This window comes from Chromobacterium rhizoryzae (genome assembly GCF_020544465.1).
Classification (GTDB): domain Bacteria; phylum Pseudomonadota; class Gammaproteobacteria; order Burkholderiales; family Chromobacteriaceae; genus Chromobacterium.
On sequence record NZ_CP066126.1, the window covers coordinates 4,722,997 to 4,747,610 of the forward strand.

The window sequence follows — 24,614 nt, forward strand, 5'->3', positions numbered from 1 at the left end:
CATGCAACAGCCTCAAAACTTTCCCCCGCGCCGTCGCTACAAACTGAACGCTCTGGAACAACAGAGCGCACTGCTGCCCTTCGTCCGCTTCTGCCCCGGCCGCACCTACCCGCATTACTGGCAAATGCCTACGCCCGGCAAGGATCTCCTCGCCGACCACGCCTATGGCCGCGAATGCGCGGCTCACCTGTTGCAATGGCTGAAGGACAACCGGGAATACGTCGGCAAAGGCCTGCTCAGCCGCGTGGCGCGCGACATCGATTTTGACGACCGCGCCGGACGCGGCCAGTGGATGGGTTTCTTCAACTATCTGGAAATCATGATGCTGCTGGGCGCCGACCGGGTCCGGGTCTACCGCCATGTGGACAGCCAGCACCAGATCTACCTGGCGCTGGGACGGCGCTTCAGCCTGGAAGCGCGCTTCCGCCGCATCCGCCTGCGAAACCGCTAAGCGCCTTGCGGTGGATATCGCTGCGCTCCACCCACCCTACGGCGGATGGTTTGGTCGGGGGTATTTGTAGGGTGGGTGGAGCCGATAGGCGATACCCACCAAAACCCGCCGCCAAGACCCAAGCATCAATCCCATCACGTTTCCGCGTGGGTATCGCTGCGCTCCACCCACCCTACGGCAGGAGGTTTGGTCGGGGGTATTTGTAGGGTGGGAGGAGCCGATAGGCGGTACCCACCAAAGCCCGCCGCCAAGACCCAAGCATCAATCCCATCTCGTTTCCGCGTGGGTATCGCTGCGCTCCACCCACCCTACGGCGGATGGTCTTGTAGGGTGGGTGGAGCCGCAGGCGATACCCACCACACTCCCCCACCGAAAACCAACACTCAAGGCGCGGCCAGGTAATCCTGCAGGCATGCCTGCAAATGCTCGCGCAGCGCCGCCACCGCCGGCGACAGCATCAGACGATGCGGGATCACCAGACACAGCGGCGTGGCCTCGGTCTGCCAATCTTCCAACAGCGGCAGCAAACGGCCGGCGCGCAGATCGTCCAGCGCGTCCAAACGCGATTTATAGGCGATGCCCAAACCCTCCAACGCCCAGCGCCGCACCACCTCGCCGTCGTCGCTCTGGCGGCGGCCGTCCACCGTCACCTGCTCCCGCAGCGGACCCTGGCTGAAACTCCAGCGCTCGTGCAAGGCCGCGCCCAACACCAGCCGCAGGCATTGATGGCGGCGCAGTTCCTGCGGCGATTGCGGCCGGCCGTGGCGCGCCAGATAGTCCGGCGACGCGCACAGCACCCGCCGGTTGTCCGGCGCCAGCGGCAGGGCCACCAGGCTGGAGTCTTCCGGCACGCCGTAGCGCAGAGCCACGTCCACCGGCTGCCGGTACAGATCCGCCACCCGGTCGCTGATCCGCAATTGCAGGCGCAGGCCGGCGTGCCGCTCCAGAAAGGCGTCCAGCCAGCCGCGCAGCCGGCTGCGCCCCAGGTCCGACGGCATGGACAGCGACAGCTCCCCGCTCAAAGCCTGACGCTGCAAGGCCAGCGCCTGGCCGCCGGCCTCCACCGCCTCCAGCGCGGCGCGCGCATGGGCCAGGTAGCGCTCTCCGGCCAGGGTCAGCCGCAGGCTGCGGGTGGAGCGCGCCAGCAATTGCGCGCCCACGGTTTTTTCCAGCCGCTTCAGCGCCGCGCTGGCCACCGCCGGGCTCAGATCCAGCTGGCGCGCGGCGGCGGACAGGCTGCCGTTGTCGGCGGCGCGGACGAATACCTGCAAATCTTCGAAACGGACCATGATCGTCAAAATTTTTTTGAAACTGAATCGAATTTTAGCCGGCTTTTCGTTGGGTCGAATAGGAATAGCATAAGCACCATCAAGACCGGGCCTTAGAACCTGTTCAAAGTCTGCTGCGCTTCGGCGATACGGCGTTGAAAACAAGCTCAAAATGCTCATGTACCACGTGTACATTCCGCTTTTTCGCTCGTTTTCGCCTTGTCTCGCTCTTGCTCGCGAGACTTTGAACAGACTCTTATCGGCCCACACGCTATGGAGCATGCCAAAATGAAAGCCGTCGCCTATTACCAGAATCTGCCGATCGACCACCCGGAATCGCTGCAGGACGTGCAGCTGCCCGAGCCCGCCATCGGCGAGCACGACCTGTTGGTGGAGGTCAAAGCCGTTTCAGTGAACCCGGTGGACACCAAGGTGCGCGCCGGCGCGGCGCCGGAAGCCGGCCAGCCCAAGGTGCTGGGCTGGGACGCCGCCGGCGTGGTGCGCGCGGTGGGCGACAAGGTCAGCCTGTTCCAACCCGGCGACAAGGTGTGGTACGCCGGCGCGCTGCACCGCCCCGGCGCCAATAGCGAATTGCACGCGGTGGACGAGCGCATCGTCGGCCGCATGCCGCGCAGCCTGGACTTCGAACAGGCCGCCGCCCTGCCGCTGACCGCCATCACCGCCTGGGAACTGTTGTTCGACCGGCTGCAAGTGCTGGACAACCGCGCGCCCAGCGGCCGGAGCCTGCTGGTGGTGGGCGCGGCCGGCGGCGTCGGCTCCATCCTGGTGCAGCTAGCGCGCCAGCTGACCGGCCTGACCGTGATCGCCACCGCCTCGCGGCCGGAAACCCAGGCCTGGGTCAAGGAGCTGGGCGCTCATCATGTGATCGACCACCGCCTCCCGCTGAGCGAGGAGCTCAAGCGCATCGGCTACCCCAGCGTCGATTACGTGGCCAGCCTGAACCAGACCGACGCCCACTTCAAGGAGATCGCCGCCGCCATCGCGCCGCAGGGCAAGCTGGCGCTGATCGACGATCCGGCGGCCCTGGACGTGCGCGAGCTGAAGCGCAAGAGCGTGTCGCTGCACTGGGAGTTCATGTACACCCGTTCGCTGTTCGGCACCGATGATCAGATTGAGCAGCACCGCCTGCTGAACCGGCTGGCCGAGCTGGTGGACGCCGGCCTGATCCGCAGCACGGTGGCCGAGCGCTTCGGCCGCGTCGACGCCGCCAATCTGAAACGCGCCCACGCCTTGCTGGAGAGCAACCGGGCCAAGGGCAAGATCGTGCTCTCGGGTTTCTAAGAACCGGTTTGCGATCCGCTGCGCGTCGTGAAGCGTTGCACGGTGAGGACGAGCTCAAAATGCCCATGTACCACAAGTACATTCCGCTTTTTCGCTCGTTTTCGCCTTGCCCCGCTCTCGCTCGCGAGAGCGTAAACGCCTTCTAAGAACCGATACACGCCATCGCGCCGGCGGCGGCGCCTCGCCGCCGGCCTCATGCCAGCGCGCTAAGCGTCGCCGTCCGTCGCCGAAATCGCTTCACAAGGCGCAGCCAGCGCGGAATAATGGCCTGCTGGCTGTCTTTAACAATCCGGGGAACGAGATCACGAATGCGCACGCTTTCGCCTCCGGCCCCGCCGCAGGCGACGCCGGCCGCGCCGCAGTGCCTGGCCCGTCCCGCCATTCCACCCTCCGTTCCCTCAGCCGGCCAGACCGGCGGCGCAAGCGCTCCCTGCCGCCAAACCTTTGCGTAATGGCCTATACCAAGCCTGAGGCCGAAGCGAAACCGGAGCCGCCGCCCGCGCAACAGAATACACAGGTTCAGAGACATAACCATGGCGCAAGGCGCAGCCGCGCCGCCATCTGTTGGGATACTCATATGCCTGATGCCAAATCATTGCGGAGCCAGCCGATACAGATCACCTTGCTGGACGATCACCTGATGGTGCTGAACAGCCTGGCCGGCCTCCTGGCCGATGAAACCGACTTGAACGTAACCGGACAGTTCACCAGCAGCGCGCCGCTGATTCAGCATCTGAAGCAGCACGACGGCGTCGACGTCGTGGTCACCGACTACGCGCTCAGCCCCGGCGACATCGACGGCTTCAGCCTGATCCGCGGCCTGCGCCGGCGCTTCGCCCGCGTGCGCATCCTGGTGATGTCGGCCTATTACACCCCGGCCACGGTGGCGCTGGCGCTGCGCTGCGGCGCTCACGGCTTCATCGGCAAGGAGCAGAGCCTGGACGAACTGGTGGCCGCCATCCGCCTGCTGGCCGACGGCCACAGCTATCTGAGCCCGGACATGAGCGCCGCGCTGAACGAAAGCTGCGCCAACCTGCCGGCACCGCAAAAAGCCATGTTGCGCAGCTTGCTGGACCATCCGGAACTGTCCCCGCGCGAACGCGAGGTGCTGCGCTGCTGCCTGGACGGCATGACGGTCAGCGACATCGCCGTCAAGTTCTCGCGCAGCATCAAGACCATCAGCAATCAGAAGCAGTCCGCGCTGAAAAAGCTGGGCCTGCGCAGCGACAACGAGCTGTTCCAGCTGCAAAGCCGGCTGGCCAGCCACTGAAGCCATGCGCGCGCGCTCCTTTCTGCTCTCCTGTCTACTGCCGGCCTTCTGCCTGTCCGGTCTGAGCCACGCCGGCTTCAAGCCGGCGGAACGCGCCTGGCTGGCCAAGCACCCGGTGGTGCGCTACGCGATAGACCCCCACGGCTGGCCTATCGAATACATGGAGGACGGCGAGCACCGCGGCCTGACCCAGGCTTATCTGAACCGCATTTCCGAGATCAGCGGCCTGCGCTTCGAGCTGGTGCCGGTGGCCAACCGCCAACAGGCGGTGGACATGATGCTGAGCGGCCGCATCGATCTGCTCACCGCGCTGTCCTCCGGCCTGATTCCGCCGGAGGTGGGCCGGCGCATCCGCTTCAGCGACCCCTATTTTTCCGGCAGCACCGTGCTGGTCACCCAGCCGGACAAGCCCATCGTGTTCAACACCTCCAAGCTGGCCAACAAGACCATCGCGGTGGAAAGCGGCGACCCTTACGAATACTTCCTGCGCGAAAACTTTCCCGCGGTGGACATCGTGGCCACGCCCACGCCGCTGGCGGCGCTGGACGCGGTGGCGGACGGCAAGGCCTACGCCGCGGTGGGGCTGGACGCGGTGATGCAGTCCGTGATCCGCCGCCGTTATTACGGCTCGCTGCGCATCGCCGGCAGCGTCAGCGAAATGCCCAGACTGGTGTCGATGGCGGTGAACAAGGACCAGCCGCAACTGCTGTCCATCATCAACGGCTCGCTGGCGCGGCTGACCGCGGACGACACCCAGCACATGCTGGAAGACTGGTTGCAGACCACCGACTACGGCGCGCCGTCCTGGCGCTCCATCGCCCGTTATTACGCGCTGGAGCTGTCCGGCGTCGGCCTGGTCCTGCTCTTGCTGCTGCTGTTCGCCCAGCGCGCCCACGCCGCGCGCCGCGCCGCCCAGCGCAGCGAGGCGGAGAAATCCACCTTTCTGGCGGTGATGAGCCATGAAATCCGCACGCCGATGAACGCGGTGCTGGCCTCGGTGGAGCTGCTGCGCCAGGCCGAGCTGCCGCCGCGCGAACGCGAGCTGGCGGCGCTGGCCAACGCCTCGGCGGTGAATTTGCTGGAGCTGCTGGACAATGTGCTGGACGTGTCCAAGCTCAACGCCAGGCGGCTGCGGCTGGAGCCGCTGGCCACCGACGCGGCGGCGCTGTCCAGCGGCGTGGCGGCGATCTACCGCGCCTGCGCGGAAAAGAAAGGGCTGGAACTGCGGCTGGAGCTGCTTGGCCTGTGCGGCCGCCTGCTGGTGCTGGACCCGGTGCGCCTGCGCCAGATCCTGAGCAATCTGCTCAGCAACGCGGTCAAGTTCACCCGCCAGGGCGAGGTGTGTCTGCGATTGGAACTACAGGAAATAGAGGAAGAGCGGGCGCTGCTCTGCGTCCAGGTCAGCGACACCGGCATCGGCATCGCGCCGGAACAGCAGGCCCGCTTGTTTCACGAATACGCGCAGGCGGACCATACCCAGCAACGCTACGGCGGCACCGGGCTGGGCTTGTTGATCTGCCGGCAACTGGTGGAGCTGATGTCCGGCCGCATCGCGCTGGACAGCCAGCCGGAACAAGGCACCACGGTGACCTTGTGGCTGCCGGTGCGCCATGCGCCGGCCGAGCCGGCAGCGGCCGCCGAGCCGGACGTCGCCAGCCCGCCGGCCGCCCTCAAGGAAGCCTGCGACCCCATCCTGGTGGTGGAGGACCAGCCGGCCAATCGCTTCATCATCGCCCAGCAGTTGCTGCAACTGGGCTACCGCGCGGTGACGGCGGACAACGGCGCCGCCGCGCTGGGCTTGCTGGATCAGGGCCAGCGCTTCGCCATGGCGCTGCTGGACTGCAATCTGCCCGGCATCAGCGGCTATCAACTGGCGCTGCGGCTACGCCGCCACCCGGCCTTGCAGTGGCAGCCCTATCTGCCCATCATCGCCATCTCGGCCACCACCGGCATAGAACACCAGCAGCGTTGCCTGGACAGCGGCATCGACAGCTGCCTGACCAAGCCCTTGCGGCTGGCCCAGCTGGAACAGATCATGACGCTGTGGCTGGATCACCGCCCCGGCCCGGCGCCGGCCGCGCCGGTCCCGCCCAACGGCGAGCTGACGCAGTTGCTAAGCCACAGCTGCGACGCCGACGCCGCCGCCTTGCGCCAGGCCTTGCAGGCGCGGGACTGGCCGCAGGCGGAACACTACGCGCACCGCCTGCACGGCGTGGCGCTCAGCGCCGGCCTGCCGCGCCTGCCGGCGCTGGCGGCGGACATGCAGACCGCGCTGCGCCAGCCGCAGCCGGACGCCGCCCGGCTGCAAGACCTGCTTCAGGCGCTGGAGGCGGCGCTGCCGCAAGCGGAGCCGAGCGGCGACTGAGCGAGGCGACCCGCCAGCTGCCGCTCCACCACCTGGCAGACATGGGCCACGGTCTTGATGTCGACGATGTCGTCGACGCCGATCTCGATGCCGAACTCATCGTTCAGCAAGAGCACCATGTCCAGCAGCTCCATCGAGTCCGCGTACAACTCGTCCACCAGCCGCGCCTGCGGCTGCAGCTTGGACTCCTCCACCGATAAACAGCAAGCCATCACCGCCACCACTTGTTGCTCAAGACTGATTGCCACGGTTGCGCTCCCGGATGCGGTTGGGATCGAGATGCAGGCCGTCGGTGGTCAGGGTGACGCCCGAAGACGAGCTCAAGGCTTCGCCGCGCCGCGCCTCCGCGGCCGCGTCTATGCTCAGCCCGCTGAGCAACGCCGTCACCAGCGGGTTGGCCGGCTTACCGCGCGGCAATAGATTGGCCTCGCGGATCAAGGTGCGCGCGAAGCTGCTCAGCGCCTGGCGCTGTCGCTCCAAACCCGGATGCTCGGCCAGCACTTGCCGCAACTGCGCGGCATCGTCGCCCAGCGTGCCCGCCTTGCCGTCGGCGAAGTCCTTCAACACGCCGCTCTGCTGGGTGCTGTTGCCCGGCAACACGCGGTTGCGCAGCGCTTCGAACTCGCGTCGTTGCGCGAAGGGCTGCGTCGCGTCGGGCTCCAAGGCGCCGCGCACCGCGCGGATCAGCTCGCTGCCGGCGTCGAGCGCGAAAGCGCGGCTACGCAGATAAGCCTGGGTCGGCAGCGTGTACAGATTGCCGTCGCGGAACTTGAGCCCGCCGAAGCCGCCTCCGACCCCTTCAGCCGCCTGAGCCGCGTCCGCCGTCGGCGCGCGGCCAAGCTGAGACGCTGGTCCATTGGCCTCCGGTTCGCCGGCCGCGCTCTGGCCGGCGGCGGCGTTCAAGACTTGGGATAAGCCATCCGCCACCTGTCGCGCGGCCTGATGCAGACTCGAGCCGGCATCGGCGGCCGGCGCGTCTCCGGCCGACAAGCGAACCGCCTGGTCCAACGGCGTGCTGGCCGCTTGCCGGATATCGACGCGTTCGGCCCGCAACTCGCCTTCCACGCGCCGGCCGGCCGCGGTGTCCAGCACCTGGGACAAGCCGTCGGCTACCTCGCGCGCGGCCTGATGCAGGCGAGAGCCGGCATCCGCCGCCGGCGTGTTGCGCGGCTGAAGACCCAAGCCGCTCAGAAACTCGCCCAACAAGGGATTGGCGCGTCCGCCCGGCGGCAGCAAATTGGTTTCCCGGATCAGGGTTTGCGCAAAACCGCCCAGCGCCTGGCGCTGACGCTCCAGGCCGGGGTGCTCGGCCAGCACCCCGCCCAGCCGGCGCGCGTCGGCGGCCAGCGTTTCCGGCGCGCCGTCGGCGAATTGCCGCAGCAAATCGTCTTGCTGCATGCGGCCGCTGGGCAACATCCGGTTGCGCAAGGCTTCGAACTCGCGCCGTTGCGCGAAGGGCTGCGCCGCGTCGGGCTCCAGCGCGTCGCGCAGCGCCTTGATCAGCTCCCGGCCGGCGGCATGGCCGTCCAAGGTCGAATGGAAGATCTGGCTGCGCAGATAGGCCTGGCTGGGCAGATTGCGCAGCGGGCCGCCACGGAAGGCCAGCTCGGCGAACTCCCCGCCTAGGCTGGCGGTTTGCGGCTGGGCTGCCGCGTCGAGCCGCGCCTGACGCGCCGTCGCCTCCAGCTTGCCCGCTTGCGCCGCGCCGGGAATGGGGGTCGCCAGCGTTTCCTCGTCCAGCGCCGTGTTCATCAGCTCGGACATAGCCGTCGACACCTGGCTGGCCGCGTCGCGCAAAGCTTGGCCGGCATCGGTCTGCGTGCCCTGTTCCACGCCGGACGGCACGCCGCCGAGAGTCGCGGACTGCGGCGTGGCCGGCTGGCTGAGCCACGCCTGACGCGCCGTCGCCTCCAGCTTGCCCGCCTGCGCCGCGCCGGGCGTGGGCGCCGTCAGCGTTTCCTCGCCCAGCGCCGTACCCATCAGCTCGGACATCGCCTCCATCACCTGGCTGGCCGCGTGATGCAAAGTCTGGCCGCCATCGGTCTGCGTGCCCTGCTCCACGCCGGACGGCGCGCCTCCCAGGATTGCGGATTGCGATGCGGCCGGCTGGCTGATCCGCGCCTGACGCGCGGTCGCTTCCAGCTTGCCGGCTTGCGCCGCGCCGGGCGTGGGCGCCGTCAGCGTTTCCTCGCCCAGCGCCGTGTTCATCAGCTCGGACAAGGCGCCCGTTACCTGGCTGGCCGCGTCCAGCAAGGGATGACGCGTTTCCGACAAGGTAGCCTGCTGCGGCTTGGGCAAGTCCTGGCTGCGGGCGACTTGCGGCGCCGGCATGCGCAAAGACGTCACCAGGCGCGAGGGCGCTCCGCCATGATGGCGGTTGCCCTTGTTCACATCGCCCAGATAGGTGTCGCCGCGCTTGTCCCAACGCCGGTTGTCCTGACGGTTGTCCTGGCTGTTGTCGTTAAAGTTGAAGTGGTAATGCACCTCTTGCGGCCGCGGCGTTTCACCCGGCTCCGCCGGGCCCGGGTTCGGCTGAGGGCCCGGGCCGGGATCGGGCTGATCGGCGCGGACCGGCTCCGGCCGTTCCGGGTCTTTCGGACCCTGGCCCAAGCCCTCCAGCAGGCTGCGCAACAATTGCGGCAGGATGGCGACGGTGTCGAGGTCGCGCGCCAGCGTGCCCACGCTGACGCCGCGCTGCTCTATCAACTCGCCGCGCCGCTGCCGCAGTTCTTCAAAAGCCTTCATCGCCGCGCTGTCCACCAGTTCGGTCAAACGCTGGCAGGTGCTCTCGTCCAGCTGACGCCCCAAGTGGGACTCGACGCGGGACAGGATGAAAGGCACCACCTCGCGACGCATGAAGTCATTGCCCAGCTGCAACACGCCGCCCGGACATTGCCGCTCCATCATGGCGGCCAGCTTGTGCTCCAGCTTGCTGCGCTGCTGATAGTGCTTGTCGGTTCTCGGCGTCCACGGGCCAAAAGCGGATTTTTCGCCCAGGCCGTCCTTCAATACCTTGTCGGTGTACTGCTGCGCCAGCCCGTCCAGCGCTTGGCGCGCCTGTTCGCTCAGGCCCTCCTGCCGGCTCAACTGGCTGTAGACCTTGGCGAATTCGGCGATTTCCAGCTTGGCGTAGCGGTTGGGCGACTCCTGATACAGCTCGCCCAGACGCTGAGACTGCGACGAGGCGGCGAACAAGGCCGCCACGCTGTCGCGGCTGTAGTCCGCCTTGTAGCTGGCCAGATCCGCCAGCGAGTGGCGACGCGGCGGCGCGGCGTCGCTGCTGCGCGCCTCGCTCAGCCGTCGCGCCAAGGCGCTGGCCGGCCGCGCCGGTCCATTCAGCAGCGCGGACAGGTCCGGGCAGGAATGGGCGCGTGATAATCCGGAAAGTCCCGGCATGTTGCTCTCCTAAGAGCCTGTTCACGATCTTGCGAGCAAGAGCGAGACAAGGCGAAAACGAGCGAAAAGCGGAATGTACTCGTGTACATGAGCATTTTGAGCTTGTTTTTAACGCCGTATCGCCACAGCGCAGCAGTTCATGAACAGGTTCTAAAATGTTGATGACGGTTAACGACAAGCTGAGGACAGGGGCGTCGGCGCGCCCGGCCTCAAGCGTCAAACCGCTGCTTAGCCTTGCAGGAAGGACTTGGCGGTTTCCGTGCAGCTGCTGATGGTACTGCTGAGCACCTTGACCAGGTTGTCGTACAGCGAATTGGCGTTGCTGTATTTCTGGGTCAGCGTCTGCAGGGTGTTTTTCAGGTTTTCTTCCTGCGCCTTGAAACCGGACTGCCAGGCCTGGAATTTGGCGTTGTCCATTTCCACCGCCGAGCCACTGCCCAAGGCGCCAACGTCGCGGATCATGGTGTCGACCGGCGTCATGTCGATCACCACCACCCATTTGCCGTCCGCCGACTTCTGGACGCAGGAATCCGGCAAACCCATCTCCTTGGCCCACTTCCTGGCGTCCTCTTCGCTGCCGCCCTTGATCGGATCCGCCGATTTATCCTGCGAGGGGAAAAGCACCGCCGCTTTCTTGGGCAGGGAGAAATCCGATTTCAGCTTCTGCAGCGCGGCCTTGAGCGCATCGACGTCCAGCTTGACCTTGTTGCCGTCGCCGCCGGGTTTGATCCAGTTCGCCATCTGCGACAGGATGTCGCTGAACGCCTTGTAGAACTCGGTGTACTGGGCCACCACGTTTTCGTACACGCCCAGATAGCCGTCCTTGATGTCGCCGATGGCCTTGCTGATCATTTCCCACAGTTCGCGGTCGGAAATCATGTCCTTGGCCGCGCCCGGCGCCGTGTACAACATCGGCGCGGCAAATTCCCGCGCTGTGGGCGGAGCGTCGGCGAACACGTCGGCGATATCCGCCTGCAGCGTCGACTTTTGCTCGGCGGACATCACATAGCCGCTTTGCGCCAAAGCGCCCAGACTGCTTTTGAGTTGCTGAGTATTCAGCGTCTGCATGTCGCGGGCCTGGTCCTGCGCCCGCGTCAACGCGCCGCGCTGGAAATTAAGCCGCTCGGCCGCCGGCTGCTCGCCGCCGGCAATCGCCGCCTGCCAGCGCTGGTCCGCCAGCTTGCTTTCATAGGTGGTCTGCCCTTCGACGGTGCGGCGGGCGGCCTCGTTGGCCTGGCGCAACGCGTCGGCCTTGTTCTGAGCGGTATTGAGCGCGGACAGCTCCGGCCCTTGCGGCGCGGCGGCGCGGGTTTCAACGGCGACGCCGCCGGTATCGGCTCGCGGCGCGGCGGCCGGGGTTTCCGTCGTTTGCGGCAGCGTCAGCGGCAAGGAGGATGTGGTTTGAATGCCGTTCATGGGAATTCCCCTGCATGGCCAGCGCCGAGGCAGGCGCCAAGGCGCTGGCGGAATGAATGGTGTGGAAGGCCGGCCCGACCGGGATGGCTGGGCCGGCGGGCGGCGCCAGGGACGGCGCCGCCCGGTTCCGGGCTAGCGGATCAGGCGCGGATGTTGCCGGCTACCGCGCCCATGGCCGCGCTCTTGGATTGGCTGATGCTGTCCAAGGTGCGCAGCAGCTCCTGGATGAAGCTGTCGGATTTGCGGCTGCTCTCGCGGGTTTCCTCGGAGGCGGTATTGGCCACGCGGCTGGAAGCCTGGCTGATCTGCTGCTCGGACTGCTCCAGCGTGGAGGCGTAGCGGCCAGAGCCGCCGGCGATATTGCTGGCCGCGGACGAGCTGTCCATGATGGCCCGGCCGGTGGTTTGCTTGGCCTGAGCCTTGAGCTTGGTGTCGTCCATCGTTTGCTGCTCGATCGAGCTCTTCACCGACAAGTCCTCGCTGGCGCTGCCCAAGGCGGTTTCATGCGGCTTGCCCAGGTTCTGGTTGCTGGACTTCAAACCGATCTTGTCACCGGCCATGCCGTCCGCCACGCTGCCTGCGGCGTTGGACTGCGTGCCCGGCTCGCCTGCGCCCAACTTGGCCGCGCCCGGCTGCGACTTCAGGCCCACATGCTTCAGGCTGTCGGGCTCCGTGCCCAGCTTGACCGTGTTCTGACGGTTCAGCGTGGTTTGGATATTGCGACTCTCGTCGCCGGCCTTGGCCAGCTTGGGCGCGTTGTTCTTCAATGCGCCGCGTTCGGCGTTGAGGCCGTTCAAGCTCTTCTTGGCTCCGACGCCGGTAATGGCCATCTGGCCCACACCCTGAGCAATACTGCTGGACAGGTTGGCGATGCCTTCGCGCACCATGGAGGCGGCGGTGGCCTTGGTGGCGTCGAAGCTGACCAGCGACAACTTGGTGCTTAAAGCGTTGTCGGCGGTGCGCAGCGCCGACATCAAGACGATGGCGGCCACCAGCAGCGCCACCCCGCTGGGCGCCATGCCGCTGATGTCAAAGGATTTACCCTGTTCTGCCTGTTCCTTGACCTTGTCGTTCATCAGCTTGTTCACGCCGGATTCGACCTTCTGGTACAAGGCGCCCAGATCCTGAACAAACTCCGGGTCCTTGGCTTTTTCGCTCAGATAGGCCTTCAGGCCGTCGGTCACCTGCTTGCTCACTTCGGCGGACGGCGGACGCAGTTCCGGCCCGCTCATCACCTCGGCCAGCGCCTTGCCGTCGCGGCCGGCGCTGTTCAGGATGGGCAGGATGTCCTTGATGTCCACCAGCGACTTGGCCGCCAGCGATTTATCGGTCGCGCCGGATTCCGCCGTAGCGGGGAAAAGAGTATGGACGGACGTGGTGTTGATAGTGTTCAGCATGCTATTTTCTCCTGACTCAAGCGTGGCTCTGACGCAGTACGAAGCGGCCGGCTTCAGCGTTCTGCTGCAGCGCGGAAGACATCATCGTGGTCAGTTCCTGAGTAATTTTCTGAGTGTTGGCGAAGGCTTCCACCGCCTGCTTCAGCCATTGCTCGATCTGATCCATCGCGGCGCGCGCCAGGGTGAAGTCGGCCAGCGCGTCGCTGGCGTTCTTCATGAACACGCCCTGCGCCACATTGCCGCCGGCCTGAGAGGTGGCTTGCGCCACTTCCCCGCCCACCACCACGCGGTTGAGGGTGTTGGCCATCAGCTGTTTGGAGGCGGCATCGGTGCGCAGACCCAGGCTGTTGGCCAGGCGCTGGAAGCCCTGGGTCAACATCTTGCTGCCGTTCTTGGCCAGTTCCTTCAGCACATTGGGCACCATCTTCTTGATGGCGTCGCCCATCAGCTTGCTGAGCGCGCCGCCCAGCTTGCTGGCGGCGCCCTTGCCCACCACGGCCACCACCACCATCACCGCGACCATGGCCACCGCGGCCAGCACCGCGCCGATGATGGAGCCGGCCAGCTCGGCGGTCTTCTTGTCCACCCCCATGCTTTCCAGCGCCTTGGTAATGGCTTTGCCTATCAGGTCCATCAAGGGTTTGAGCACCTTGTCCATCAAGGGCTTCAACGCCTCTTCCATGAAAGACACCCCGGTGGTGGCCTTGACCACCTCGTCCGCCACCATCAGCGCGACGCCCACTGCGGCCAGCGCCAGGCTGGCGCCGCCGGTGAATGCTGCGGCCACGACGCTGACCACGGTCAGCAACGCGCCTAGAATCTTGCCAATGCACCCCATGGTGCGATTGAGTTCTTCCGCCTTGCGCACTTCTTCCTGGTACTCGGCGGATTTTTTGTCCATTTCCTTCTGGCGGCCTTCCTGCAAGGCCTGGAACAATGCCAGATCGTTTTTCAGACTTTCTTCGCTGTTCTTGCCCACCAGTTCGACGAACATCGCCATCAACATGGTCAGCTTGGCCACATTGGACAGGTTGTCCTCGCCGGTTTTGCGCGCGACATCGCCGCCCACATTGGCGCCTTGCACCTTGCCGGCCAGATCATCGGCGATCTTGCCCTTTTCCACCGCCACCACGCGGGCCTTTTCCGCCACCTCGAACGCCTTGTCGGCTTTCTGCTTGGCTTGCGCGGCTTCGCCGGAGGCTTGCTGGCTGGCGGCCTGGGCGTCGGCGTAACCCGGATCGTCCGGCGACATGCCGTTCAGCTTGGCCAGGGCCGCGTCGGCTTTCTTCTGGGCGGCGTCCGCGGCCTGTTTGGCGCTGTCGTAGTTGCCCACCGCGTCTTTCAACGCCTCGGTGGCTTCGCTCGCCGCCTTGAACGCGTCCTGGAACTCTTTGGACAGTTTCTCGCCCATCGCCACTTGCGCTTCCATCATCGCGCGCCAGGTGGCGATGCGGCTTTCCAGCTGCGACAGCGAGACATTGCCCAGCAAGGACATCAACTGTCCCAGCAGCAGCGTCAGCTTGCCCGCGCCGTCCAGCTCTTCCTTGGCCTTGGCCGTGGGCTGGGTCAGCGGCGGCGTGTTCAAGTCGCTGCGCGGCTTGGCGGCGCCGGCGTCGTCGCTGACGCGCATCGTGAACAGCGCTTGCGCCGACTTCTGCGCGGCGTCGACGAATTTCTCGCTCGCCTGGGTGTTACCCGATAGCGCTTTCGCCAGCTTGGCACTGTCAAGATTGAAGCTTTGACCGATAGTGTTACCGCTCATGCTTGCTCCTTTTCCTGCTGACGGGATTGCTCGGCCTCCGTCTCCTGCAAACTGTCCAGATACACTTGGGCCTTGGCGCGCAGCGACTCGTCGTCGCTTTGTTCGCACACCAGCTCGAAACACTGCCTGGCCTTGGCCGCCTTGCGCATGAACAGCTGGCACTGCCCGGTGAAGAACACCGGCCGGTAGTCGTTCTTGCTCAGGGCGAAGGCCACCGCGTACAGATCAGCGGCCTTCTGGAACTGTTTCTTGAGCTGGCACACGGCGGCCAGCCCCATGATGTAGTCGGGGTTGTAGAAGTCGTAGATGCACAGAAAGCGGAAGAAGGTTTCCGCCTCGTCGAGCCTTCCCTTGTTGTAAAAATCGTAAGCGTGGGCGTACAGGCCTTCCATCATGTCCGGCGGAATGCCGTGCACGTCTTTCAGGGTGGCGCCCGCGCTTACCGCTTCCCAGACCATCTCTGCCAGGCGGTCGTCGCTGACACTGTCTTCAGGGTTCATCAAACTTCTCCTAGTCGCTGTCACCAACCCGGCAGAGCTGGCTAGAGACGACGGTTGTCTTGGGTGTGAAATGACCGTCGTCGCTGTCATTTAACAGCGGTCGGCGGGGGGAAACATTCAGGAATCGCTCATGGCGACGGCGCATCGGCTATCCGGGCGTGTTCAATATGGCCTTGCGGGTTTTGAGGCCGCCGCCGCGCGGGGGAAGATTGGCGTTGCCAGACCTTCCCGGCGGGCGGGAAGGCTCTTGGGCCGCGTCTATGCGCTCAGCCTTCCTGGTCGTTTTGTTTATCCACAGAGGCGGGCTTGGCGGCGGATTTATCCACAACCGGCCCGGCGGCGTTCGCGTCCTTCCCCTGTTGCTCCGCCGCTAGCCTCGATGGCTCCGGCTCCGACGCCTGCGCTCCGGCGTTTTCCACCTGCTCCAGCCACATCAGCAAGCGCAGCACTTCCTCCACCTCGTCCAGGCTGACCAGGGAATAACGGCGGTGGCTGGCGAAAATGCGCCGCGCCAGCGGGATGTCGCGCACCACCGGCACGCCCACTTTTTCCGCATAGGCCCGCACCGCCAGCGCGCGCTGATTAGTCTCCATCACCGAGATGAAGGGGATGGGCAGCAGCTCGGGCTTGAAATAGATGCCGACGGCGATATGGGTGGGGTTGGCCACGATCAGGCGCGAGTTTTCGATGTCGGACTTCACCTGCTCGGACAGGATTTCCATATGCGCCTCGCGGCGGCGAGACTTGATCTCCGGATTGCCCTCCTGCTCCTTCATCTCGCGTTTGACCTCCTGCTTGTCCATCTTCATATCCTTCATGAACAGGAAGTACTCGGCGATGGCGTCCAGCACCAGCACCGCCACGATGCAGCCCAGGCAGGTCAACACCAGCGCCAGCAGCAGTTCGCGCCAGATCGCCGCCATGCCTATGGGGTCGCCGTTGAGCTGGGCGAACAGCAGGGCCTTGTGCTTGTGCCACAGCACCAGCACCGCCACCACGAAACTGGCCAGGTAAAGCAAGGCCTTCACCGCCTCCTTCACCGTGCGCAGGCTGAACAGCTTCTTGAAGCCGTTGACCGGGTTCAAGGCCTCCAGATTGAGCTTCAAGGCCTCGCTGGCCAGCACGAAGCCGCTTTGCAGCAGGGAGGGCAAGGCGGAGGCGACGATGCACAGCAGAAAGATGGGCAGCAAGAGCTTGATGCCCAGCCAGACCACCGCCTGGGCGTAGCCCTGCATGTCCTGCTGGAAGCCGCCGGCGATCACCTGGCGGAAAGCGCCCATCAGCTCCACCAGCGAGCCGAAGGACACCAGATAGGCGACGCCGCACAGGGTCAGGCAGGCCACCACCAGGTCGCGGCTCTTGAAGGACTGGCCTTTCTTGGCCGCGTCCTGCAAGCGCTTGCGCGTGGGTTGTTCGGTCTTGTTCGACATCTCAGCGCACCGGCGCGCTCAGCCAGCCGGGCAGCGCCGTCGGCGGGAAGGCCAGCCGCATCACCGTGTCGGGCAACACCGGGCCGAAATACATCAACATGATCAGCAAGGCCGCCGCGCTCTTCACCGTCAGCGACACCGCGAAGGCGTTCATCTGCGGCGCGAAACGCGACAGCAGGCCCAGCACCACCTCGGACAGCAGCAAGGCCGCCACCACCGGACTGGCCAGCACCACCGCCTTGCTGATCACCTGATTGAGCAAGCTCAGCGTCGGCTGCAAGGCCGGCGCGCACGCGCCCAGCGGGTCGCACAGCTGATAGCTCTGACGGAACAGGTCCAGCATCAGGCTCATGCCGCCGCCTTGCAGATAGACCGCGGCGGCGAACAGATTGAACATATTGGCCAATTCCGAAGTGTCCACGCCGTTGGCCGGGTCTATGCTGCTGCTCAGCGTCGCGCCGCGCTGGTTGTCTATGATGCTGCCCAGCGCGTGGAACACCCAGAACGGCCAGGCCAGCAGGCAGCCCAGCAGCAGGCCCACCGCGGCCTCGCGCGCGATCAGCGCGATAAAGGGCAGCGCCTGAAAGGCCGGCAGCGCCTCCACCGGATGCGGCCACAGCCCCAGCGCCACCAGCATGGTGGCCGAGGTGCGCACCACGCCGCTGAGCACATTGCTGTTCAGGAAGGGCAGGATGAAGAACACCGGCGCCACGCGGGCGAAGCCGAGCGCGGCCGAGGCCACCCAGCCGTGGATCTCGAAGAACAGGCCGAACTGCATCCGTCTCAGCCTCGGGCCAGTGCCATGCGCATCACCTCCCGGCCAAAGCCGAGCAGGGTTTCGCCGTACCAGCCGGACAGCAGGAACAGGCACAGGCTGACGCCGAACAGCTTGATGCCGAAGGGCAGCGTCTGTTCCTGCAACTGGGTCACGGTCTGGAACAGGCCCACCAGCAGGCCGATGGCGGTGGCCACGATGATGGGCCAGGCCGACATCAGCAGCACCAGGTACAGCGCCTTGTTGCCGGCGAACACCAGATCATTCATAGCAAAACTCCAAAATTGAGGCGGACGGCATGGGCAGCGCGGCACTCCGCCCGCTCCATGAAAGCCATTCGCTCCGGGACGCGGGCAGCAAAACCGAGCGCAGCGCCATGCCGTGGCGGGACAGTTTGCTCCGCCCGGCTAGGTCGCCAAATCCAGGTACTGCAACACCAAGCCCTTCGACAACAAAGTCCAGCCGTCCAGCGCCACGAACAGCACCAGCTTGATCGGCACCGAAATCGTCACCGGGCTCATCATCATCATCCCCAGCGCCAGCAAGATGCTGGAGATCACCAAATCCACCACCACGAAGGGCAGGTAGAGATAAAAGCCGATCTTGAACGCGCTCTTGATCTCGCTGAGCGCATAGGCCGGCAGCAAGGCGAAGAGGGACGGCTGTTCATCCTCGGCCGCGTTGCCGGTTTCGCGCTCGGTGCGCTGCGCCTGGGCTTTTTCAAAGAAACTCACCAGTTCCGGATCGGAATACTTCTGCAAATAGCCGCGATAACCATCCAGGCCGTTTTCGACGAAGTTGCTCACCGATTCCACGCTGTTGAAGCTGACCTGTTCTTCCTGGTAGTGACTGTAGGCCTGCTGCGCGATCGGCAGCATCACGAACATCGACAGCATCAGCGCGATGCCGTTGAGCGTCATATTGGACGGCACCTGCTGCAAGCCCAGCGCGTTGCGCACCATCACGAACACGATGGAGAACTTGATGAAGCAAGTGCCGGAAGCGATCAGGAAAGGCAGCAGCGTGGCGAAGGCCAGCAGCGCGATCAGCGAAATATCATTCGACATCGGCGGCTCCGCCCAGCCACTCCGTCACTTCCACCCCCAGATGGCCGGCCAGCTGCACCAGTTCGCCGCGTCCCAGCAGCGCGCCGTTGGCGCGCACTTCCACCCGCCGCTCCACGTCCGCCGGCAGGTTCAACAACTGGCCCCGGCACAAGTCCTGCAACTCCGCCAGCGTCACCCGCCCGCGATGCAGCACGAACTCCAGCTCCACCGGCAGCTGTCCCATGTCGCGCGCCGGCGCTTCCTGCTCCGCCGCCTGTTGCGATTCATCCCATTCCATGACGATTCCTTCCTCATACGTTTGATAAGTGCCTAGCGCGCGGTCGTGGCAGCGCACCGCCGCCGCCGGCTCGCGGATCAGCAGCACGTCGCCGCGCGTCACGCCGCGCAGCAAGCCCAGGCTGATGCGGCTGTCGCCGATGACGAAGCGCAGCGGCCAGCTCAACAAGGGCGCCGGGTCCGGCGCGTCTCCGGCCTCGAACGCCGGCGCGCGCTCCAGCCACAGCGGCCCCTCGGCGCACATCACCCGCAGCAGCGGCTGGCGCGGCAAGGCGTCGCCCGGCCCCGCCTCGCCCAGGCTCAAGCGCTGGTAGGCCAGCTCCGGCATCGGCGGCGTCAGCGGCCGTTCCGCCGCCGCCAGCCATTGCGCCGCCTGCGCCTCCACCCCGGCGGACAAGGCCAACCGCGCCAGTTCCGGCGCGGCGTTCTCCAGCCAGGCGCGCGCTTGCAGCCAGCCCTGCCAACGCTGGTCCGCGTCGGCCACAGACAGCCACAAGCCGCCGCGCGGCGGCGTTTCCAGCGTCGCGTCCCAGCCCTGGCGCCGCCAGGCGGCGGCGGCAAGGCTCAAGGCGCGTTCACGCGCGTCGATTTGTCTGAGCGCCAGCATCAGGCGTCCTCCTCCTCATCCCGCTGCGGCTGCTGCCGGCCCTGCTCGCGGCCGTCGTCGCGGGCCATCTGCCATTGCTGCGGATTGCCGGACTGCCATTGCTCGCCCAGCCGCTGTTGCACCAGGCTGTCCGAGGGCTGCAGGCTGAGCACGCCGCCGGGCTGGCTTTGCACGTTCACCGCGTGTTCGCCGCCCCAGCGCTGAAAGCGGTAGGTCAGGCCCGGCTGGGCCGGCTCCGGCGCGCTGGGCGCGGACGGCGTCGTCTGGCTCAAGGCAGGGTCCTGCCGCGGCCGCGCCTGCGGAGCGGCTTCGCGCGGCGGCGGCGTCGCCGGCGCGGACGGTTGGGCCGGCGGAGGCGTCAGCGCCGCCGCGGCCGCCGGAGCGGATTCGGTCTTGCGCGTCTCTCCGCCTTCGCGCGCGGCGGCCGGCGTCGGCGTCGGGACCGGCGCGGCGGCTTCGGCTTTCGACACGGTCCGTCCGGGCGTCGGCGCGGCGGCTGCCGTCTGCGACGCGGCAACGGGAAGCGAGGCTTCGCCCTTGGCCGAGGCGTGCTCGGTTTTGCGGGGCGCGGCCGGCATCGTCGCCAGCGCGGCGGGGCCGGCCTTGGCCGGCACGTCGGCCGTCGGCGCCAGGCTGGCCGCATGCTGGGCCGCCAGCGCCGCGGCGGCGGCCTGCGCGCCTTGCGGCCGGGCCGCGGTCTTGCCGCGCGCGCCGGCGTCCGGTCCTTCGCCCTCGCCCAGCAGCGTCCGGCCGCGCTTGCCCGGCGCGGACAGCGCGGCTTCCGCCGCATGGCGGCCGCCGGCGCTCAGCCGCGCCGCGTTCCAGTGCGGCGGCAGCGGCGGCTGCCACAGCGCCCCGGCCGGCAGGCGGGAGCGGTCTTGCTCGCGTCCGCCGGCCTCGTCCTCGCCGTCGCGTTCCGGATCGGCGGCGTCTTGCCGCTGCCTTTGGGCTTCGCGGGCAAAGGCTTCAGCGGCGCCGTCGGCTTCGGCCGCCGGCCGGGCGTCCATGCTCGGCGCGGGAATAGGCGTCATCGCTTCCATATCGTCCTCTCTTCCTGCTCGGCCTCGTCCAGCCGCAAACGCCGCATGCGTTCCTGGCGGCGCTGCAGCTTGGCCCAGCGTTGATACTTGTCTTCCTTGCGCAGCCATTGCCGACGCAAGACCTGTTGTTCCTCGCGCCGGCCGGCCAGGCCCTGGCGCTGTTCTTCCAGCTGTCCGCTTTGCAGGTCCAGGTTCTGCAACTGGCGTCGCAGTACCGCCTGCTTGCGCTGCAAGGCGAACAGCTGGCCGCGGCTCATCGCCCCGGCCGGCCGTTGCGCCAGCAGCAATTGGCGCAGGCCCTGGCCCTGCGAGGCCAGCGCCTCTTGCTCCGCCGCCAGCGCGCCGTCCTGGCGCGCCAGCTGAGCCAGCTCGGCCTCGCAACGCGATTGCGCCGCCTGACAACGGCGCAGCAGCGCGCCCAGCTTAGGCAACAAGCTCATGCAGGCTGCGCAGGGTGTCGGCGAAACCCGCGCCCTCGTCCACCGGTTGGCGCAGCCAGCGGCGCAGCGCCTCGCGCGCATTCATCGCCCGGTCGTTGTCGGGGTTCTCGCCGGGGCGGTATTCGCCCAGGTCGATGAAGACTTGCAACTCTTCCAGCCGCGCCATCAAGGCGCGCAGCGCCGAGGCCGCCTGCAGATGGCCGCCGTCGCAGACCTGCCCCGCCACGCGGCTGGCGCTCTTGAGCACGTCGATGGCCGGGTAATGGCCCTGACCGGCCAGCTTGCGGCTCAGATAGATGTGGCCGTCCAGGATGGAGCGGATTTCGTCCGCCATCGGGTCCGGCTCGTCGTCGCTCTCCAGCAGCACGGTGTAGAAGGCGGTAATGCTGCCGCCTCGGGTGGCGCCGGGGCGCTCCAGCAGCCGCGGCAGGCTGTCGAACACCGAGGCCGGATAGCCGCGCCGCGCCGGCGGTTCGCCGGCGGCCAGCGCCACGTCGCGCAGCGCGCGGGCGTAGCGGGTCATGGAGTCGACGAAGAGCACCACTTTCTTGCCCTGGTCGCGGAAGTACTCGGCCACCGTGGTGGCCAGCAGCGCCGCGTTGCAGCGGTCCACCGAGGAGAAGTCCGAGGTGGCGAACACCAGCGCGCAGCGCTCGCGCTTGGGCGAGGCGCGCAGCGATTCGGCGAATTCGGTCACTTCGCGGCCGCGCTCGCCGATCAGGCCGATGACGAAAACGTCGGCGTCGCTCTGCTCGATCAGCATGTGCATCAGCACGGTCTTGCCGCAGCCGGCGGAGGCGAAGATGCCGACGCGCTGACCGACGCCGCAGGTCAGCAGGCCGTCGATGGCGCGCACGCCGGTGGCCAGCGGCTCGCGTATGCCCACGCGCCGCGAGTACGGCGGCGGATCGGCGTCGATGCCGCGCTCCTCGCCGCCGACGCCGGCCTCGGGCGCGAAGCGCTCGACGATGCGGCCGGTGGGGTCCAGCACCGCGCCCAGCGCCGACTCGCCTATCCAGGCCGCCAAGGCGCGGCCGGTGGGCTGCAGCACCGCCTCGCGCGACAGGCCGCGCGCGTTGCCGATCAGGCTGAGCACGGCGCGCGGGCCTTGAAAGCCCACCACCTGGGCGCGGGCCACCACCTCGCGGTCCTGCCAGCTGCGGCGGATGTCGCACAGCTCGCCTATCGCCACCTCGGGCAGCGCGGCTTCCAGAATGGGGCCGGACAGGCGTTGCGGATACGCCAGCCGGCGCAGCAGGCGCGGCGCTTTCATCGCAGCAGCGACTCGCTGAAGCGTTCCAGCGCGTCGAAGAAGCCGTTCAGCGCCTCGGAGAAGCGCTTGCCGTCGGCCAGATAATCCGGGTGGGCCATCGCCTTCAGCTCCAGATAGCCGTCGTTGGCGGCCAGTTGCAGCTGGCCGCCGCGGGCGAAGTGGCAGCCCTGCATCAGGTCCTGCAGCAATTGGCCGGCGCGCTGGGCCAGCACCGCCTCGTTGTGCTCGCCCAGCCGCGACCACAGCCACACCTCGCCGTCCTGGGCGCTGACGTGGATGCTGGGCAGATCGTGCAGATCCAGCGCGATGGTGGAATGGCTGTCCAGCTCGCCCAGCAGGGCGGGGTCGCAGCCGCTCTCTTCCAAGGCGGAGCGGACCAGTTGGGCGATATCCATGGCGAACATAGGCGGAATCCTTTTTTAAATGGTTTTGATCACGTTCACCGACACGCTGTCGGCGATTTCGCCGAAGGACACCACTTCCAGGTCGCGGAAGCGGGTTTCGACCAGTTTCTTGATGAAGCGCCGCACGTCCACCGAGGCCAGCAGCACCAGGTCCTTGTGCGCGATACCCATGCCGTCCAGGCCGAGCGCGAACAGGTCCATCAGCTCGTCCGAAGCCGCCGGCTCCAGGTTGAGGAAGGCGCCGGCCGAGGTCTGGCGTATGCCCTTGCGCACCATGTCCTCCACCTCGGCGGACATCATCACCGCGCGCAGTTCGCCGCCGCTGGCGAACTTGTGGCAGATGTAGCGCGCCAGCGCGCCGCGCACATGCTCGACCAGATTGATCACGTCTTTCTCGCGCGGCGCCCACAGCGCCAGCGCCTCCATGATCAGCTTCATATTGCGCACCGAGATGCGCTCGGCCAGCAGCCGTTGCAGCACTTCGGCGATGCGCTGCACCGTGGCGTGGCGCAGCACTTCCTTGAGCAGGTCAGGGTATTTGGCCTCCAACTGATCCAGCATGTGCTTGGTTTCCTGGACGCCGAAGTATTCGTTGACGTGGCGCGCCAGCAGCGCGGCCAGGCAGTGATAGAGCTCGTCCAGCGCCGGGCGCAGCTGGTAGCCCAGCTTGGCCAGCTTGTCGCCGTCGGCCGGGCGCACCCAGGCGCACTGGCTGGCGCCCTGGGCACTGAAGACCGGCTGCACCAGCGCGGCGGCCTCGTCCGAATAATTGATCACCCGCAGCAGATCGAAATGCAGTTCGAACTCGTCGGCGCGGATTTCGTTGATCAGCACCGCCACCCGGTTGTCCGGCAGGCCTTCGCCGTCGCGCAGCAGCATGTCCGGCAGCCTCACCCCGTAATCGATGAAGAACTGGCTGCGCAGGCGCTCGGCCAGTTGCGCCTGCTCCAGCGCGGCGCGGCGCGCCTTGGGCACCAGCAGGATCAGCGGCACGGTTTCCGCCGCCACCTTGTCCAGATTGCCGATCAGGCCCAGGGAGCTGTCCTTGCCGCTCGCCGGCGCCCCGCCGGCCGCGGCCGCCGCCGGAGACTGGGCCGCGCCCGGCGCGCCTTTGCCGGCCATGCGGCGCTTGTAATAGAACAGGCCGCCCAGCGCCGCGGCCAGGATCAGGAACACGATCAGCGGGAAGCCGGGCAGCATGCCCACCGCCAAAGCCAGCACCGCGGTCACCACCAGCACGAACGGGTTGCCCAGCAACTGGCTCATGATGTTGCGGCCCATATTGTCGCTGTCGCCGTTGACGCGGGTGACGATGAAGCCGGCGCTGATGGCGATCAGCAGCGCGGGGATCTGCGCCACCAGGCCGTCGCCGATGGTGAGCATGGTGTAGGTGGACAGCGCGGTGGACAGGTCCATGCCGTGCTGGGTCATGCCCACGGCGATGCCGCCGATGAAGTTGACGAAGATGATGATGATGCCGGCGATGGCGTCGCCCTTGATGAACTTCATCGCGCCGTCGAAGGAGCCGTAAAGCTGGCTTTCGCGCTCCAGCACGCTGCGGCGTTCGCGCGCGCCGTCGGCGTCCACGATGCCGGCCTTGAGGTCGGCGTCGATGCTCATCTGCTTGCCGGGCATGCCGTCCAGCGAGAAGCGCGCCGCCACCTCGGCCACCCGCTCCGAGCCCTTGGTGATGACGATGAACTGCACCACGGTGACGATGGAGAACACCACGAAGCCCACCGCCAGGCTGTCGCCGATGACGAACTGGCCGAAGGTGTTGATGATCTCGCCCGCGTCCGCCTCGATCAGGATCAGGCGGCTGGTGCTGATGGACAGCGCCAGCCGGAACAGGGTGGTGATCAGCAGCACCGAGGGAAAGGTGGAAAAGCTGAGGATGCGGTCGATGTAGAAGGAGCCCATGAACACCAGCACGGCGATCACGATGTTGAGGCCGATCAGGAAGTCCACCAGATAGGTGGGCAGCGGGATGATCAGCATCGCGATGATCATCACCATCAACAGCAGGATCAGCAATTCCGGCCGCGAGCGCGCGCCGTTGAGCAGGGAATTAAACACCGTTAGTCATCCAAAGCGATTCGATATTGGCGACGGGCCGCGGCCCGCCGGGAAAAACAGCCAGGCAAGACGGGACGTGTCCCCCCGCCTTGCCTGGCG

Annotated in this window: 21 protein-coding genes; 4 read left to right on the top strand and 17 right to left on the bottom strand. The window is 66.7% G+C overall.

What is annotated here, in order from left to right; genetic code table 11:
- Position 1: 1 nt before the first annotated feature.
- Positions 2-451 (top strand): hypothetical protein, encoded by a 450-nt coding sequence (locus JC616_RS21580; RefSeq protein ID WP_227105371.1) that lies wholly within the window; start codon positions 2-4, stop codon positions 449-451.
- Between the two features lie 383 nt (positions 452-834).
- On the opposite strand, the gene JC616_RS21585 is transcribed toward JC616_RS21580, so the two are convergent.
- Positions 835-1,740: a LysR family transcriptional regulator gene (locus JC616_RS21585; protein ID WP_107801872.1), complete on the bottom strand. Its 906-nt coding sequence runs from the start codon at positions 1,738-1,740 to the stop codon at positions 835-837.
- 267 nt (positions 1,741-2,007) lie between these two features.
- On the opposite strand from JC616_RS21585, the gene JC616_RS21590 reads away from it, so the two are divergent.
- The 3 genes from JC616_RS21590 to JC616_RS21600 all read left to right on the top strand — a co-directional run bounded on the left by JC616_RS21590 (position 2,008) and on the right by JC616_RS21600 (position 6,656).
- A complete protein-coding gene (locus JC616_RS21590) occupies positions 2,008-3,021 on the top strand; it encodes a zinc-binding alcohol dehydrogenase family protein (RefSeq protein WP_227105373.1) in 1,014 nt (337 codons plus the stop codon).
- 577 nt (positions 3,022-3,598) lie between these two features.
- Positions 3,599-4,291: a response regulator transcription factor gene (locus JC616_RS21595; protein ID WP_227105374.1), complete on the top strand. Its 693-nt coding sequence runs from the start codon at positions 3,599-3,601 to the stop codon at positions 4,289-4,291.
- A gap of 4 nt (positions 4,292-4,295) precedes the next feature.
- Positions 4,296-6,656: an ATP-binding protein gene (locus JC616_RS21600; RefSeq protein ID WP_227105376.1), complete on the top strand. Its 2,361-nt coding sequence runs from the start codon at positions 4,296-4,298 to the stop codon at positions 6,654-6,656.
- Here JC616_RS21600 and JC616_RS21605 read toward each other — a convergent pair.
- The 16 genes from JC616_RS21605 to JC616_RS21680 form a co-directional block, all read right to left on the bottom strand.
- On the bottom strand, positions 6,608-6,904 hold the full coding sequence (locus JC616_RS21605; protein ID WP_227105378.1) for an acyl carrier protein: 297 nt from the start codon (positions 6,902-6,904) through the stop codon (positions 6,608-6,610). The genes JC616_RS21600 and JC616_RS21605 overlap by 49 nt on opposite strands.
- Positions 6,888-10,052: a hypothetical protein gene (locus tag JC616_RS21610; RefSeq protein WP_227105379.1), complete on the bottom strand. Its 3,165-nt coding sequence runs from the start codon at positions 10,050-10,052 to the stop codon at positions 6,888-6,890. Before JC616_RS21610 ends, JC616_RS21605 begins: the two co-directional genes overlap by 17 nt.
- 228 nt (positions 10,053-10,280) lie before the next feature.
- Positions 10,281-11,468, bottom strand: a complete 1,188-nt coding sequence (gene sctA / locus JC616_RS21615) for a type III secretion system needle tip protein SctA (RefSeq protein ID WP_227105380.1) — start codon at positions 11,466-11,468, stop codon at positions 10,281-10,283.
- Positions 11,469-11,608: 140 nt separating this feature from the next.
- Complete coding sequence (locus JC616_RS21620) at positions 11,609-12,865, bottom strand: IpaC/SipC family type III secretion system effector (protein WP_227105381.1); 1,257 nt, start codon at positions 12,863-12,865, stop codon at positions 11,609-11,611.
- A gap of 16 nt (positions 12,866-12,881) precedes the next feature.
- Positions 12,882-14,627 (bottom strand): type III secretion system needle tip complex protein, encoded by a 1,746-nt coding sequence (locus JC616_RS21625; RefSeq protein WP_227105382.1) that lies wholly within the window; start codon positions 14,625-14,627, stop codon positions 12,882-12,884.
- Positions 14,624-15,127 carry a type III secretion system translocator chaperone SicA gene (gene sicA / locus JC616_RS21630; RefSeq protein WP_019103389.1) on the bottom strand — a complete coding sequence of 168 codons (504 nt, stop codon included), beginning with the start codon at positions 15,125-15,127 and terminating at the stop codon, positions 14,624-14,626. The genes JC616_RS21625 and sicA overlap by 4 nt, the downstream gene beginning before the upstream one ends.
- Positions 15,128-15,393: 266 nt before the next feature.
- Complete coding sequence (locus JC616_RS21635; RefSeq protein ID WP_264372990.1) at positions 15,394-16,557, bottom strand: EscU/YscU/HrcU family type III secretion system export apparatus switch protein; 1,164 nt, start codon at positions 16,555-16,557, stop codon at positions 15,394-15,396.
- A gap of 1 nt (position 16,558) precedes the next feature.
- Positions 16,559-17,335: a type III secretion system export apparatus subunit SctT gene (gene sctT, locus JC616_RS21640; protein WP_227105383.1), complete on the bottom strand. Its 777-nt coding sequence runs from the start codon at positions 17,333-17,335 to the stop codon at positions 16,559-16,561.
- 5 nt (positions 17,336-17,340) lie between these two features.
- Positions 17,341-17,601, bottom strand: a complete 261-nt coding sequence (locus tag JC616_RS21645; RefSeq protein ID WP_019104573.1) for an EscS/YscS/HrcS family type III secretion system export apparatus protein — start codon at positions 17,599-17,601, stop codon at positions 17,341-17,343.
- 138 nt (positions 17,602-17,739) lie between these two features.
- Complete coding sequence (locus tag JC616_RS21650; protein WP_107798946.1) at positions 17,740-18,399, bottom strand: EscR/YscR/HrcR family type III secretion system export apparatus protein; 660 nt, start codon at positions 18,397-18,399, stop codon at positions 17,740-17,742.
- Positions 18,389-19,282: a YscQ/HrcQ family type III secretion apparatus protein gene (locus JC616_RS21655; RefSeq protein WP_227105384.1), complete on the bottom strand. Its 894-nt coding sequence runs from the start codon at positions 19,280-19,282 to the stop codon at positions 18,389-18,391. Before JC616_RS21655 ends, JC616_RS21650 begins: the two co-directional genes overlap by 11 nt.
- Positions 19,282-20,313: a SpaN/EivJ family type III secretion system needle length determinant gene (locus JC616_RS21660; RefSeq protein WP_227105386.1), complete on the bottom strand. Its 1,032-nt coding sequence runs from the start codon at positions 20,311-20,313 to the stop codon at positions 19,282-19,284. The genes JC616_RS21655 and JC616_RS21660 overlap by 1 nt, the downstream gene beginning before the upstream one ends.
- Complete coding sequence (locus JC616_RS21665) at positions 20,310-20,762, bottom strand: hypothetical protein (protein ID WP_019103510.1); 453 nt, start codon at positions 20,760-20,762, stop codon at positions 20,310-20,312. The genes JC616_RS21660 and JC616_RS21665 overlap by 4 nt, the downstream gene beginning before the upstream one ends.
- Complete coding sequence (sctN, locus tag JC616_RS21670; RefSeq protein WP_227105388.1) at positions 20,746-22,035, bottom strand: type III secretion system ATPase SctN; 1,290 nt, start codon at positions 22,033-22,035, stop codon at positions 20,746-20,748. Before sctN ends, JC616_RS21665 begins: the two co-directional genes overlap by 17 nt.
- Positions 22,032-22,439: an SPI-1 type III secretion system chaperone SpaK gene (spaK, locus tag JC616_RS21675; RefSeq protein WP_107800828.1), complete on the bottom strand. Its 408-nt coding sequence runs from the start codon at positions 22,437-22,439 to the stop codon at positions 22,032-22,034. The genes sctN and spaK overlap by 4 nt, the downstream gene beginning before the upstream one ends.
- A gap of 15 nt (positions 22,440-22,454) precedes the next feature.
- Positions 22,455-24,515: an EscV/YscV/HrcV family type III secretion system export apparatus protein gene (locus tag JC616_RS21680; RefSeq protein WP_107800829.1), complete on the bottom strand. Its 2,061-nt coding sequence runs from the start codon at positions 24,513-24,515 to the stop codon at positions 22,455-22,457.
- Positions 24,516-24,614: the final 99 nt, after the last annotated feature.